We start from the raw sequence: 15357 nt of genomic DNA on the forward strand, positions 1-15357 counted from the left end.
TTCATCATGGATAGATATTCCCAAACTAAATCGAATCGTATTTTCAAAGCGCTCACACTCGCGCTTGGCCTAGCCGCCGCTCCCTTGGCTAGCCACGCTGCGAACCCTTTTCTCCCGGGCTATGAGTATATTCCCGACGGCGAACCGCGCGTCTTCGGCGACCGTCTCTACCTCTACGGCTCGCACGACAAGGCGGGCTCCGAGCGCTTTTGCGACACCATCCTCAAGGTCTGGTCTGCGCCGCTCGACAACCTCAACGAATGGACCGACCACGGCATCGCCCTCAGCACTCGCGATGTCGACGGGCACAAGGATGACATCCCGTATTCAGATAATGAATTCTACGCCCCCGACCTCGTCGAAAAGGACGGCAAGTACTACCTCTTCGCCCAAATCGTCGGCTCTCCTTGTTCGGTAGCGGTGAGCGATTCGCCAGCGGGACCCTTCGAGGTTATTTCCCAAATCAAGGCGCCTCCCGGCTCGCCCAACGATTTCGGCGGCTGGTCCCAATACTTCGATCCGGGCGTCCTGATCGATGACGATGGCAAGGTCTATCTCTACTTCGGCTACGGCAAGTCCTGCATGGTGCAGCTCAACCCGGACAACATGACGGAGGTCCTCCCGGGAACCTACCAGGAGTTCGTGATCCCCGAAGGGTCGCCCTACGATTACCAGGAAGGGCCTTCCCCCCGAAAGATCAACGGGACTTACTACCTGGTCTACGCGAGAGGAGGCGACCTCGCCTACGCCACCAGTGATACTCCAACCGGTCCGTTCGCCTATCGCGGCGTCATCGTTAGCCAGCGCGTCGATGCCCACGGTGGCAACATCCACGGCGGCCTCGCCAAGCTAAACGGCCAGTGGCACATCTTCTACCACCGCATGACCAACAACACGGTCTACTCCCGCCGCGCCTGTACGGAACGCGTATCCATCGAAGCAGACGGATCCATCAAGCTGGTCGAGCAAACCTCACTCGGTTTCGAAGAAAGCCTCGATCCTTATAAGCGCACCCAAGCCGACATCGCCTGCGTCTTCCGAGGCGGCAGCTACGTCACCGAATGGGACAAAGCCACCCGCCCCATCCTCGGTAACAAAAACGGCTGCGTCGTCGGCTACAAGTACTTCGACTTCGGCACGCCGCTGCCCAGCCAGCAGACCACTTTCACCATCCAGTATCGCGACGGCTCAGCTCCCGGAAGCATCGAACTCTGGATCGGCGACCCAGCTGCCGATGGCGAGAAAATCGCTTCCGTATCCGTCGATGCCCGACAACTCGAAGAAAGCCTCTGGCGGGAAACAACCATCCCCGTACCCAACATTTCAGGACGCCATGCCATTTATCTGAAATTCGCCTCCGATACACAGGGCAAATCGGTCGCGGATCTGCGTTCTTTCATTTTCACACGCGATACGCGATAATCGTCGAGCTCGCCCTCTCCTCGAGTCACCGCAATAGCCATGATCAACCCCCAATCAAACAAATTCGGAAGGAAGATGCGTCGGAGTCGCTCGCTACGATCATCCATCGCGACGCTCCTTATAGGCGTCGGGTGTTTTACCAGCTCTGTATCAGCCGCCACCACGCCTCCCGCTCCCTACGAGATCGGTACCTGGCGCGGGTTTCGCGACAGCGCCGTTTCCTACACCTTCGACGACAATTCCCCGAAGCAGTTCTCGGTGGCCCAGCCCATGTTCGACGAGCGAGGCCTTTCGGCGACCTTCTTCTGCATCGTGGGCAATCTCTCCGATTCCCAATGGTCAGTGATCGAAAACGCCTCGGAGAGCGGACACGAGATCGCCAGCCACTCCATGACCCATCCCAACCTTGCGGATCTTGACGAAGAAACGGTGGATTTCGAACTGGGAGATGCGAAGGCCCTCATCGAGCAGCACACGGGACAAAAATGCGTCAGCCACGCCTATCCCTACTGTGCAGTCCCCAATGAATCGATCACCTCGAAATACTATCAATTCGCCCGCAGCTGCAACGGCTCACTCGTCCCTAGCTCTCCCTCGAATTTCATGCGAATCGGGGCCCTAGGTCCCGACGACGGCATGATTTCCGGGGCCGACAATGCGGCCGATTCCGGCAGCTGGCTGGTCTGGCTGCTCCATGGCATCGACGACGATCCCGCCTGCTGCCCCATCAGCTCCCAGGAGCTGGAAGCAAGCTTGGACCACGTGACAGCCGATCCCAGCAAATGGTGGGTCGAAACCTTCGGCAATGTTTCCCGCTATATCCAAGAAAGGGATACATCTACGCTATCAGTCGTCTCGGAGGAAGCGAACAGCATCACGCTGCAGCTGACTCATGAGCTGGACAACGAAGTCTTCAACTATCCCCTTTCCCTGCGTCGCCCGTTGCCGAGCGGGTGGGCCGACGCCTCGGTTACGCAAAACGGCTCCGAGGTACCCAGCGAAATCGTCGACGGCAAACTCATGTTCGACGTCGTGCCCAACGGCGGCGACATCCTCATCACCAAAGAAAGAGATCCTGCCAAACTCACCCACATCGACGCCGATGATCCAAAGATCGAATACGTCGGCCGCTTCGACAAAACCGATCCCGCCGCGCCGGGGTTCGACTGGTCGTATAGCACGATTCGGGCGAAGTTCGAGGGCGCCTACTGCGCCGTCAAGCTGGACGGCCCGAATAAGTATTTCGACGTCTTCATCGATAGTTCGAAAGTTGATCCCATCCTCAGCGCTTCCGGCGGGCTCGAGACCTTCGTATTGGCCAAGAACTTGAGCGACGCCGATCACACCATCGTCATACGCCGCAGGGCAGAAGCGAACGCGGGAAAAAACGTCTTTCACGGCTTCGTCCTCGACGAAAACAAGACCATGGTCGAGCCGGATCCCGCCCCCAGCCGCAAGATCGCGTTCATTGGGGATTCATACACCTGCGGCTACGGCGTCGAAGCCGCCTTCGACTCGGACTTCGACTACGCCACCGAAAACGCGGGCCTCACATACGCGGCTCAATTGGCCACCCACTACCAAGCGGACAGCATGTTCACCTCCTGGTCCGGCAAGGGCATGGCGCGAAACTATGGCGATACGAATCAAACCTCCCCCGATCCGCTGCCCTCCGTCTACGCACGAACCTGCGGTTCTGTAGAGAATGACAACTACGGTTTCGCTTGGCAGCCAGACGTGGTGGTCATCGCTCTGGGAATAAACGATTTTTCCACCACGCCCCATCCCTCGCAAGAACAGTATGCAGGCGGATATGGCGACTTCATCGAAACCCTACGCAGCCACTACCCCGACGCCCACATCATCTGCACCTACCTGTCCAGCATGGATGCCGTCGCCGCCGACTACATTGCAGCCGCGGTGGAGGCCTCGGGCGACAGCAAAGTACATTTTGCCGACGTGCGCTACAACCTCGAGGCGCCAGCCGACTTCGGCACCCACTACCATCCAAACATCGTCGGTCAGACCAAAATCGCCGACGCCTTCATCCCCGTTTTCGACAGCATCATGGGAACGACCTGGGGAGGCATGACCAATCCCGGCGCTACTCCGAACGTCGAATCCATAAGCGTCCACGATTCCTATCTCACTCTGCGGGTCAACGGCCGGACTTGCCCCAACTATCAGGTCGAAACCTCGACAAACCTCACAGACTGGGAACCAGTATACACCGCCCAATCGCCAATCATGCCCTTCACCTGGACAGATACCGTCCAAGCCGACTTACCCCAAATCTTCTACCGCGTGAAAGCCGGACCCCAACTCGACGAATAGACAAAAGATTTTAACCGCAGAGGACGCCGAGATCGCAGAGATTTAGGTATAAATGGACTCGTCTAAAAAGCAGTGGAAACGTAACACTAAAACTCCAACTACCCTCTCCGATCCGTCATCAGACGCTTGCAAGAGCGGTCATCAGAGCCGCTTAGTACTCAAAACACTCGCGTCCATGTTTCTTCGCTTCGCTCATCAAGTGTCGTCACTTCGTTCCTCGGTACGCGTTTAAACAAATTTCCCATCATCATGAAAAGACTCCGCGATCTCAGCGTTCTCTGCGGTTCATAAAACGACTAGCATATTAACATAATGAATACGAAAACTGCTACCCTACTTACCCTGCTCTGCTGTTCGTTCGCCACCACTCAGGCCGAAGAGCTAGACCTACCTGAAATCGCCGACGGCCCCTTCGAACCGACCTGGGAGTCCCTCTCCCAATACCAGGACGCCCCCGAGTGGTACCAAGACGCCAAGTTCGGCATCTGGGCCCACTGGGGACCGCAATGCGAGCCCGAGCACGGCGACTGGTACGCGCGCGGCATGTACGAGGAGGACGGCGGGCACTACAAGTATCACGTCGAAAAATACGGCCATCCCTACGTGTTCGGCTTCAAGGACGTCATCAACGAATGGAAGGCGGAGCGCTTCGATCCGGACGCCCTAGTGAAGTTCTACAAGGACAACGGGGCCAAGATCTTCATGGCCCTGGCCAACCACCACGACAACCTCGACCTCTACGACTCCAAATACCAGCCGTGGAACTCCGTAGCCGTCGGCCCGAAGAAAGACCTTATCGGCGGATGGTCGAAGGCCGCCAGAAAACACGGCCTGCGCTTCGCCGTCAGCGTCCACGCCTCGCATACCTGGATGTGGTACGAGCCTGCCCAAACTCCCGACAAGTCAGGTCCCTACGCCGGCGTCCCCTACGACGTCACGCTCACCAAAGCCGACGGCAAGGGCAAATGGTGGGAAGGCCTCGATCCTCAAGACCTCTACGCCCAAGACCACACCCCAGGCAGCTACCAGTGGGAGTGGGACGCATCCCAAGGCAGCAGCGTGCCTGACGCCGCCTACATGGAGAAATTCTTCAAGCGCACCAAGCAGCTCTGGGACGACTACCAGCCAGACCAGATCTACTTCGACGACACCGTGCTTCCCTTCCACGGAGCCACCGACGAAATCGGTCTCAAGCTCGCCGCTCACTTCTACAACACCCGCCTCGACGAGAATGGCCGCACACAGACCGTCATGAACGGCAAGAAGCTCTCCGAAGACCAGCGAACGGCCCTCGTCTACGACATCGAGCGCGGCAAAGCCCACGACATTCTGCCCCAAACCTGGCAGACCGACACCTGCATCGGCTCCTGGCACTACGACCGGGGCATCTACGAGCGCAACGACTACAAGTCCGCCGCCTCCGTCGTGCGCATGCTGACCGACATCGTCAGCAAAAACGGCATCCTCATGCTCAGCGTGCCCCTTCGCGGCGATGGCCAACCCGACGAGCTCGAAATCGAAATCGTCAAAGAGATCGGCGCTTGGCTCAAGGTGAACGGCGAAGCCATCTACGCCACCCGTCCCTGGAAGATCTACGGCGAAGGCCCCTCCACTCAGTTCTCGGAAAAAGGTCATTTCGACGGCCAAAAGGACGTTTCCGACAAACCCTTCACCGCCGAGGACATCCGCTTCACCCGCTCCAAGGACGGCAAGACGCTCTACGCCATCGTCCTGGAAATTCCCGAAGACGGCAAAGTCACCGTCAAGTCGCTCGCCTCCGGCTCGGAGCAGTATCCCGGCAAGATCCGCAGCGTCCGCCTCGTCGGCGGCGGCAAGCTGAAATTCACCCGCGACGCCGACGGCCTGCACGTGTCATTGCCCGACAACTACGGCGGCAAGATCGCTCTCGCCCTGAAGATCCGGTAGCTGAAGCTCCATTGCCTCGACTAACCGCAGAGAACGCTGAGGACGCAGAGTTCAAAACCTGAATTTCCTCCGCGATCTCCGCGCCCTCTGCGGTTTATCAATCGCCTATTTTAAACCGTCACATTTCCCACATCCTTTTCTCTCCCCACTAAGAAACTTCGGAACGATAGCATGCTCAAATCGCAAAGGTATTGAATCGACCCTGTTTGATCCTTTGGCTCGACCCATGCAGTATCAGAGACTAGCAGGAACCGCCTGAATTAGTGCTTATAAGCACCCAACTTATTCAAAGCTTGCATTAGGTGCTTAAAAGCACCTTGATAAATCTTGCGAAAAAAGAAATGTTCGAACGTCCCCGAAAAGCTTCGGAAGGGATCCGCCTTCAAATAATAGACGCTCTCAAGGATCCACGCCGAAGGTTTCTTGATTTGAATTCGTCTTCTCGACGATTTCTCGATCTCTGGGGGATCACAGCAGATGGCTTTTTCGCAGACCTTGCCAGTGGTCTCTCTGTAGATCGCTTGTTTCTAAAACCAAAGACGTTTCCAAACCAAGCCCAACGCTACCAATGCGTTCTCTGCTATCCAGAGGAAGCTGACTCTCCAAAGCTAGATGTTCATGTGACGCTTTCCCCCAGAGGTGCGCCACTGACAGTGAAAGTGGCCATACACGAGAGCAATACGGCACAGACCTTGCCGAGGATCTACCCCTACACGACCGACGATGAAGACCGAGAAGAAAAATGAAACCAGTTCCGAGGAGCTTGCTTGTTTTGAATGCGAAACAGGGCGGCTCCGCACAGTTTATGAAGATTACCAAACATCTCTGCCCTCAGGTGCCGAGGTGACGGTGCCCAACGTTCCTATGCTCCGTTGCAATTGCTGCGGAGACACCGTGATCGACGATGACGGCAACCAAAAGATCGACGCTTGGCTCAACAAGGTAACGAATGCGATCACGCCCAATGAAGTAAAAACCTTTCTCACCAAGTACGGCCTGACACAACGCGAAGCCTCAAGTATCACGGGCCTCGGAGAGAAGAACATTTCCCGCTGGCTATCGGGGCACTCTCGCCCATCCGATTCGGTGAGCAATTTTCTGAGACTCTTGATTGCGGACGAACCTGCCTTCGAGCGACTGAGGCAGAAGCGCTTTGACGATGGCGAACCGGCAACGCCCTATCCCACGATTGAGAGACAGCCAAACGCCGAGGAGAAAAAGGTGCTGCAGCAGGTCGACTTCCCAAAGCTCGCTGAACTCGGCGTCGTGAATCCGACTAGAAGCCCTCAAGAGCGCCGGACCGAAGTTTGCCGCTGGGCAAAGTGTGGAGACCTGCTTGAATTTGGCCAACGAATGGCCGAGCGAATGGAGCCGATGGCCGCCTTTAAGGACACGAAGCAGAAGGCCAATCCGATCAGCGGCGGACTGTGGGCTTGGCTAGGCGAATTGGCTGCTGATCGGGTGGAAACGGGAAACTATGATCGCGAGAAGCTTAGCGAAACGATAAAGCGACTACGCAATCTGACGACACAACCGCTGCCAACGGCCGTTCGGAACGTTCAGTCCGAACTGGCGAAAGCAGGTGTAGCGCTCGTTTTCATTCCCATCATGAAGGAGTCGGCATTCCGCGGCTGCACTCGCTTGGTAACCCGTGACAAGGCGGTGATCATCCATGGATTGAAATACCGAACCCTATCTCAGTTCTGGATCATCCTCTTTCATGAGATTGCCCATCTGATGATGCATATTGACGAGCCTGGACAAGTTTTCCCCGACTACGACGAGCCTTCATCCGACCCCAAGGAAATGCAGGCGGACGAATGGGCATTCGAAAAACTCGCACCGCGAGTCAAGGAGTTGGAGTGGATCGCGAAAAGGCCGAGCCCGACCGTATGGGACCTTAAGGAATACGCCGATAGGCTTTCTGTACACCCAGCAATTGCCGCGGAAATCTTGAATCGTAGAGCGAACAAAGAAATTCTCCCCTTCGCCTATCTAAGGAAGGAGAAGCTTTTCCCGCATTTGTCGAATGATGAAGCAAAAGCCTTGATGGGGACTTCGCAATTTTAGCTTGGCCCTCGATCGAGGGCCTTAAGAGTGGGGTCAAACGTCGGAAGTAAAATTCGCTCGACGTCGTTTAGGGGTAGTCGACGACTTCGACGTTAGCTGGACCTTCTTTTGTCCAAGAAAAGCAAATACAGTATTGTCGGCTGACGCGTATCGAATGCTGTCCTCCGCGGTCTCCGCTGAGACCTTCGAGGTGGTTGGCCGGAGGCACGGGAGTAGAATATATATCCTGTCCCTTTACAATTTCCCAGTAGGCCAAACTCGTCATAAACCGATTCCGAGCAAAGCGACGTGAGGAACGGGAGTGACCAAACAAGTACGCAAAGTCAGGAAAGTTCGCTCAACCTTGATCCCGGCGTCTTCGGCGTCCTTAGCGGTTAAGAAAAAGCCGGCATTTTCAAGACTCCCGAAGATATCAAACGCGCGAACAGCAGGCGAAAGAAAGGGGTCGGACTGTGCTTATTGACCTAGGTGTTTCATTGAAGGTGGGATAAGACCCATTCAAAAAACCACCGAAACCGCTGACGATCTCCGCGAACGCAGCACAAAGTCGTCGTCCAATACGGGAGGACGCTCTCCGAATTATGCCAGCGAGGCCGACCTCGCGAGTTTTCGGGACAAGCAATACCCTTCACCTGTTTCCAAGCCTCAGCCAAGCTTAACACAACCCATGTTATTCCCCCCTCTCCTTAAACAACTCGCTGGAGTTCCTACTTCAGAGGACGACCTCGCCCCACCCGACCAATACAAGGCCCGCTGGAGCGGGACCCCCCAACCATGAAACTCCTCCCAACCGCCCTGCTCCTTCTCATCCCGGCTGCCATCTGGGCCCAAGGGTCGTCGGCCCCCACCCCTGACTGGGAAAACCCGTCGGTCGTGGGAATCAACAAGCAGGCGTACCACGCCACGCTCACGCTTCCCTCCGAGCAACCCACCCGCCACGATATCGTTTCCCTCGACGGGAAATGGAAATTCCACTGGGCGAAGGATCCCGCCTCCCGCCCCACGGATTTCTACCAAACCGATTTCGACGTATCCGCTTGGGCTGACATCGTCGTCCCGGGGAACTGGCAGATGCAGGGCTACGGAAAGCCGATCTACACCAATATCGCGTATCCATTCGCCAAGGACTTGCCGCGGGTCACCTCCGAACCGCCTGCTGACTTTTTCAGCCACCAAAACCGCAATCCCGTCGGCTCCTACGTCACGACCTTCGCCGTAGCGCCCGAGATGGCGGGCAAGCGGCTCTTCCTCCACTTCGGTGGCGTCAAGTCCGCCATGTACCTGTGGGTGAACGGCGAAAAAGTCGGCTACAGCCAAAACTCCATGTCGCCCGCAGAATTCGACATAACAGATTTCGTGCAGGCCGGGCAAAACCGCCTCGCGGTCGAAGTCTACCGCTGGTCGGACGGCAGTTATCTCGAGGATCAGGACATGTGGCGCCTCAGCGGCATCTTCCGCTCGGTGCAACTTTGGGTCCGTCCCGAAACTCATATTCAGGACTACACGCTCACCGCCTCCCCGTCCGACGATTTCCAAACCGCCGACTTCACGGCCCAATTCGATCTTCGCAACCTCTCGGCACAGACATCAGACAATCTATCCGTGTCAGTGCAGCTCACCGGCAAGGACGCCGCTGGGCGCCCCATCGAGAAGCAGCTTCAGTCCGAAGTTTCCCCCTTGGCCGCTGACTCCACCAGCACCATCACGCTAACGACAGAACTAGAAACCCCACGCCTCTGGTCGGCGGAAAAGCCCTACCTCTACGACGTCGCGATCACGCTAAGCCAGGGAGGAGTCCCGCTGGAATCGTTCCGCTATCATGTCGGCGTACGCCGTATAGAAATCGCGGGAGAAGTGTTCCTCATCAACGGCCAACCCGTTAAGCTCAAGGGCGTCAACCGGCACGAGCACCACCCCCGCACAGGACGCTTCGTCGACGCCGCCACCATGGAAAAGGACATCCAGCTGATCAAGCGGGCAAACATCAACTTCCTGCGCACCGCCCACTACCCGAACGCTCCGCTGCTCTACGAGCTCTGCGACCGCTACGGAATCTACGTCATGAGCGATGCCAACCAGGAAAGCCACGCTTACGGCATCGGCAACAAGGAGCTCGGCGACAGCCCCGACTGGACAGCCGCTCATGTGGACCGGGCCGTTTCGCTGGTGCAGCGAGACAAAAACCACCCGTGCGTCATCCTCTGGTCGCTAGGGAACGAAGGCGGACGCGGACGCAATTTCCAGGCCATGGCCGACGCCGTCCGCTCCCTGGACAAGTCGCGCCCGATCTTTTGCGATTCGGACGACTCCGTATCCGCCATCCATGACGATAGCTACATCTCGCCCGAACGCCTCAAAGAAGTCGCAGAAGAAACCACAGACCGGCCTGTATCCATGCGTGAATACGCACACGCCATGGGCAATTCGGTCGGAAACCTCCGCGAATACTGGGACGTCATCGAAGCGGACGACAGCATCGTCGGCGCTGCCATTTGGGATTGGGTCGACCAAGGCATCGCGAAGAAGATCGACGGCTCCGCCCTCGCATACGGAGCGAACCCTTCCGCCCTGCAGTTGCAGGACGACGAGTTCTGGGCCTACGGCGGAGACTTCGGAGACAGCCCCAACGACGGCGCCTTCTGCATCAACGGCCTGATCGCCGCGGACCGCACCCCGCACCCCCACTACTACGAGGTCCAAAAGGTGTATCAGTACATCGACTACGAGTTAACGGACAACAACCGCGTCCGCCTCACCAACAAATACGATTTCACCGAACTCGACGAATTCGACTACCGGTACGAATGGCTGCTCGATGGACGCGTAGTCGAAGCCGGCCCACTCCGCCTCTCCGGTCAAAACGAGCTAACGATCCCTTCCGCCCCTGCGGCCAACGGAGAGCTTTGCCTAAACGTCTACGCCAGTCTCCGCACTCTGACGCTCTGGGCCGAAAAAGGCTACGCCGTGGCCAAGGAGCAGTTCGTGATTGAAAAAACGGATACGCAACCGCTCGCCGCTACCGGCGACAGCGTGGAACTGCAGGAAGCGCCTGACTCCTGGAAGGTCACCGCCGGCGCCAGCGCTTTCGAAATCGACAAGGCCACCGGTGCCTTGGTCAGCTGGAAGGTCGACGGTCAGGAGCTTCTCAACGGCGTCCTGGAACCCTACTTCTGGAAGCCGGCCAACGACAACCAGCTGCGAAACGGCTACCAGGAACGCCTTGGTCCTTGGAAAACCGCCGCTCAAGATCGAGTCGTCCACAGCATCTCCGCCACCCGAAGAGACGGTCTCGCCATCATCGAGGCAAACATGTCCCTGCCGGTCGGCGCCTCCTACCGCTTGACCTATACGATCAACGGAGACGGGAAGATCCAGGTCGAAGCCGCGTATCAGCCGAACAATGACGCAATTCCCTTGATCCCCAAGTTCGGCATGCGACTGCGTCTGCCACCGGAAATGAACCAAGTGCAATGGTACGGCCGAGGCCCCTTCGAAAACTACCCGGATCGGAAGTCAGCCGCTTTCCTCGGATGCTACGCCTTGGATCTGGACCAATTCGTCACCGACTACGTCGCCCCTCAGGATAACGCGAACCGCTGCGATGTCCGCTGGTTTTCTTTGAGTGGAGGCGGACAGCCCACCATCAAGATCACCGGCCTGCAGCCGCTCAATATCCGCGTCTGGCCCTACGGCGAAGAGGACCTAGAAGGCAAACGGCATCCCCATGAAGTCCCCACCGGCAAGTTCGTCAACGTGAACATCGACCTCAACATCCACGGAGTCGGCGGCAACGATTCCTGGGGCGCCCGCACCCTGGATCAATACACCAACGACGGCAACCACCCCTATCGCTACAGCTTCATTCTCGAGCAGCGCAAGTAACCTTCATGAAGAACCAGCAGACCCATACCCCGACCGTCAGAATAGCCGGAATGCGACCACGTTCGCGTCCTAATCGAATAGAGGTAGGGTCCGACCGCCGGGCGGACCGCATTGCAAGATCCCCCCTCAACGGCACGCCCGGCGGTCGAACCCTATCTGGTTTCACTTTTAGTCGCTCACTCTGTAGAAGTATATTGGCAACGCTCTCAACCGCGCTTTTCGCATGCAGCGGCGCCACGCTCGCCCAGGAAAACGCCGGACAAGACATGCCGGAAGAAGCCCGGGCCAACTTCGCCCGACCCATCGTGCTCGAAGCCGACGACGTCCGCCTCTTCCCCGAACCACCCGCCAACTACCGCGACCTTCCGGAAAGCGGACTACGCGGAACGCTCGAGCGCATCACCTATCATTCCGGCGTCACCGGCACCGACCGCTCCGCCAACGTGTATCTGCCGCCCAACTATTCACCCGACCAAAAGTATCCCGTCCTCTACCTCCTGCACGGCATCGGGGGCAACGAGTATGAATGGATCGGATACGTCAAGGGCCACGCCATTCTCGACAATCTCATCGCCGACGACAAGGCCGTCCCCATGATCGCAGTCTTCCCCAACGGTCGGGCCATGCCCAATGACGAGCCGCCCGAAAATCCCTTCAACCCGGAAGCGGTAGCCGCCTTCGCAGCCTTTGAAGGCGACCTGCTCGACTACCTCGTGCCCGCCATCGACGCTCGGTACTCGACGATCGCCGACGCCGATCACCGCGCCCTCGCCGGGCTCTCCATGGGAGGTGGACAGACCTTCAACATCGGGCTCAGCCACCTCGACACCTTCAGCTGGATCGCCCCCTTCTCCGCCGCGCCCAACACCCAGCCGCTCGAAGAGCTCGTAGACAATCCGGAGAGTGTATCCAAAAACCTGAACCTGCTCTATATCTCCTGCGGCAATCGGGACGGGCTCATCAACAATTCCCAGCAAGCCCACCGCTTCCTGAGGGACCACGGCATTCCCCACATCTGGAATGTCGACGACCACGGTCACGACGGCGAAACCTGGGGCAGCAACTTATACCACTTCGCCCAGCGGACATTCTAAGCACAGTAGATTCGAGACCATTTTCGCTAGGTAAGTCGCTGAGGTAGGGCGGGACCGCCGGGCACGCCGCTCACGTAACCCAACTACAAACACGCCTGCGCAAACGAAGTCACGGCCGGGCGTGTCGTAGATCGCATCTACCTATTTTTCGGGACAAACCGACCCTCGTTTTCCTCTGACAAAGGCGCCGGCTCGCGCGAGTATGTCTGGCTCGCAGTGATAACCCCTATTCGATATCAACAAGTGAAGCGCGCAGCTTATCCGGTTTTTAAATCAGCTATCGTGGCGTCCACCGCCATCATTCTCAGTCAATTCAGCTTCGGCGAAGACAAGGCGCTCCGCTACGACGAACCCGGCCAGTTCGAGCCGCTGACCGAGGGCTTGCCGATCGGCAATGGCCGGATCGGCGCCTTGATCTTGGGCGATCCGAGTTCGGAGCGGGTGGTGCTGAACGAGGACACCCTCTGGGCCGGAGGCCCCTACGATCCGAGCAATCCGGATGCCTTGGCCGCCCTGCCCGAAATCCGAAAGCTGATTTTCGAAAACCGGCATGCGGAAGCGCAGGAGCTCGTGCAACGCTCGTTCATGGCCAAGCCGCTTCGCCAGATGAGCTACCAGGCGATGTGCGACCTGCTCCTCGATTTTCCCGGTCACGAACGCTATGACGCCTACAGCCGCAGCCTGGACTTGAACGATGCGATCGCCTCCGTGTCGTACGAGGTAGACGGCGTTCGCTTCACCCGCGAGCAGTTCGCTAGCTATCCGGACAATGTCATAGTTCTGCGCTTTGCCGCGAACCAGCCCGGTATGATCGACCTCACCCTCCGTTTGGCGTCACCGCACGAAGGCGCCCAAGTGAGCATCACGCCGGACAGCTTGCAGATCGCAGGCAAGAATCGTTCCAGCGAGGGGATCGAGGGGGCCCTGCGCTGGCAGACGGATCTGTCGGTCGTCACCGAGGGCGGCTGGACTCTGACGGGCGACGAGTTTCTGAAAATACGCGGAGCCGACGCAGTTACACTTCTCATTGCGGCGAGCACCAGCTTCGTCAACTGGCAGGACGTGAGCGGCGACCCACGGGCGAAAAACCGGGAGACGCTCGAAGCAGCCGCCCAATACCCCTACCTGGAGCTCCGAGAGAGACATGTTGCCGACTACAAATCCCTCTTTGACCGCGTGGAACTGACCCTTGACTCCTCGCAGCCCGAGATTGGCCGACGCACGACCGATGAACGCATCGCCTCCTTCTCGCAGGATCACGATCCCCACATGGCGTCATTGTATTTCAACTACGCCCGTTATTTGCTTATCTCGTGTTCACGCCCCGGAGGGCAACCGGCGAATCTGCAGGGACTTTGGAACGACAAGCTCTTCGCTCCATGGGGAAGCAAATACACGATCAACATCAACACGGAGATGAACTACTGGCCGGCGGAGGTCACGCAGCTCAGCGAATGCGTCGAGCCGCTGGCTGCGATGGTTCACGACCTGTCGGAATCCGGCCAGTGCTTCGCGAAAAATTTCTACGACGCGCCCGGCTGGATGGTCCATCACAACACCGATCTGTGGCGGGCGGGCGGCCCGATTGACGGCGCCTACTGGGGTATGTGGCAAACCGGCGGCGCCTGGCTAAGCCTGAGCCTGTGGGAACGGTATCAGTTTACTGGCGACAAGCAACAGCTCGCGGAAGACTATCCTGTTCTGAAAGGAGCGGCGGAGTTCTTCCTCGCGTCATTGGTGAAGGATCCGCGTACCGGATATATGGTTACAACACCGTCGAACTCGCCGGAACACGAGCACCATCAAGGCGTTTCGATAGCGGCGGGCCCGACCATGGACAACGCGATCCTGCGCGACCTGTTCGACGCTGTCGCTCAAGCCAGCAGCATTCTCGATCGCGACGCGGCGTTTCGGGCGGAGGTCAAATTGATGTCGCAGCAGCTTCCTCCCTTCAAGATCGGATCCGCCGGGCAGCTGCAGGAATGGCAGTTCGACTGGGATCTCTCGACTCCAGACCGCTACCACCGACACATTTCCCAGCTCTACGCGCTGCATCCCAGCGCCCAGATTTCGCCGGTCACGACCCCACAGCTAGCACAGGCGGCTCGCAAGTCGCTTGAACTGCGCGGCGACGCGGGAACGGGCTGGAGCCTCGCATGGAAAGTGAACTTCTGGGCGCGGCTACTGGAAGGCGATCGCGCTCATGATCTGCTGACGCAGCTGATCAGCCCCGGCCGCTGCTACACCAACCTGTTCGACGCCCACCCGCCGTTTCAGATCGACGGCAATTTCGGCGGAGCCAGCGGTGTCATTGAAATGTTGTTACAAAGCCAGCTTCGCGATGAAAACGGCGTCACCATCGCGCATCTTCTGCCCGCATTGCCCAGCGCTTGGCCGAGCGGCTCGGTTCGCGGATTCCGGACCCGAGGCGGATTCGAGGTATCCATGGAGTGGAGCGCCGGGCAGCTCGTTTCCACGGAGATTCGGTCGAGCCGTGGAGGTCCCATCACTGTTCGACTCGGGCAGGAGCAACGAACCTTCGAGACAAAGAAAGGCGACGTTATCGAGCTAGGAAGCGATCTCGCGTCGGCCAAAATCAAACCGTCGTCGGTATTCTAATGCCCGGATA

The 15357-nt window shown here is 58.1% G+C and carries 8 protein-coding genes and 1 pseudogene; 8 read left to right on the forward strand and 1 reads right to left on the reverse strand.

The genetic code is table 11. The annotated features are described in order from the left end of the window. Window positions 1-6: 6 nt before the first annotated feature. The 5 genes from QEH54_RS03995 to QEH54_RS04015 all read left to right on the forward strand — a co-directional run bounded on the left by QEH54_RS03995 (window position 7) and on the right by QEH54_RS04015 (window position 7752). Complete coding sequence (locus QEH54_RS03995; RefSeq protein ID WP_309017333.1) at window positions 7-1422, forward strand: family 43 glycosylhydrolase; 1416 nt, start codon at window positions 7-9, stop codon at window positions 1420-1422. A gap of 39 nt (window positions 1423-1461) precedes the next feature. Further along, window positions 1462-3756, forward strand: coding sequence for a polysaccharide deacetylase family protein (locus QEH54_RS04000; protein WP_309017334.1), 2295 nt, complete (start codon window positions 1462-1464; stop codon window positions 3754-3756). 312 nt (window positions 3757-4068) lie between these two features. Further along, entirely contained in the window at window positions 4069-5682 is a 1614-nt protein-coding gene (locus tag QEH54_RS04005; RefSeq protein WP_309017335.1) for an alpha-L-fucosidase, read from the forward strand. 302 nt (window positions 5683-5984) lie between these two features. Further along, window positions 5985-6428, forward strand: a complete 444-nt coding sequence (locus QEH54_RS04010) for a hypothetical protein (RefSeq protein ID WP_309017336.1) — start codon at window positions 5985-5987, stop codon at window positions 6426-6428. Beyond that, window positions 6406-7752 carry a type II TA system antitoxin MqsA family protein gene (locus tag QEH54_RS04015; RefSeq protein ID WP_309017337.1) on the forward strand — a complete coding sequence of 449 codons (1347 nt, stop codon included), beginning with the start codon at window positions 6406-6408 and terminating at the stop codon, window positions 7750-7752. Before QEH54_RS04010 ends, QEH54_RS04015 begins: the two co-directional genes overlap by 23 nt. A 67-nt stretch (window positions 7753-7819) precedes the next feature. Here the strand turns inward: QEH54_RS04015 and QEH54_RS22905 are convergent. Then, window positions 7820-7981: pseudogene (locus QEH54_RS22905) on the reverse strand (type II toxin-antitoxin system RelE/ParE family toxin); the annotation flags it as partial. A 545-nt stretch (window positions 7982-8526) separates the two neighbouring features. Here QEH54_RS22905 and QEH54_RS04020 point away from each other — a divergent pair. The 3 genes from QEH54_RS04020 to QEH54_RS04030 all read left to right on the forward strand — a co-directional run bounded on the left by QEH54_RS04020 (window position 8527) and on the right by QEH54_RS04030 (window position 15347). Beyond that, window positions 8527-11634: a glycoside hydrolase family 2 TIM barrel-domain containing protein gene (locus QEH54_RS04020; protein ID WP_309017338.1), complete on the forward strand. Its 3108-nt coding sequence runs from the start codon at window positions 8527-8529 to the stop codon at window positions 11632-11634. A gap of 194 nt (window positions 11635-11828) precedes the next feature. Then, window positions 11829-12728: an alpha/beta hydrolase-fold protein gene (locus QEH54_RS04025; protein WP_309017339.1), complete on the forward strand. Its 900-nt coding sequence runs from the start codon at window positions 11829-11831 to the stop codon at window positions 12726-12728. 243 nt (window positions 12729-12971) lie between these two features. Further along, window positions 12972-15347, forward strand: coding sequence for a glycoside hydrolase family 95 protein (locus QEH54_RS04030; RefSeq protein ID WP_309017340.1), 2376 nt, complete (start codon window positions 12972-12974; stop codon window positions 15345-15347). The last annotated feature ends 10 nt before the right edge of the window (window positions 15348-15357 follow it).

The sequence above is a fragment of the Pelagicoccus sp. SDUM812003 genome (genome assembly GCF_031127815.1).
GTDB lineage: Bacteria > Verrucomicrobiota > Verrucomicrobiia > Opitutales > Opitutaceae > Pelagicoccus.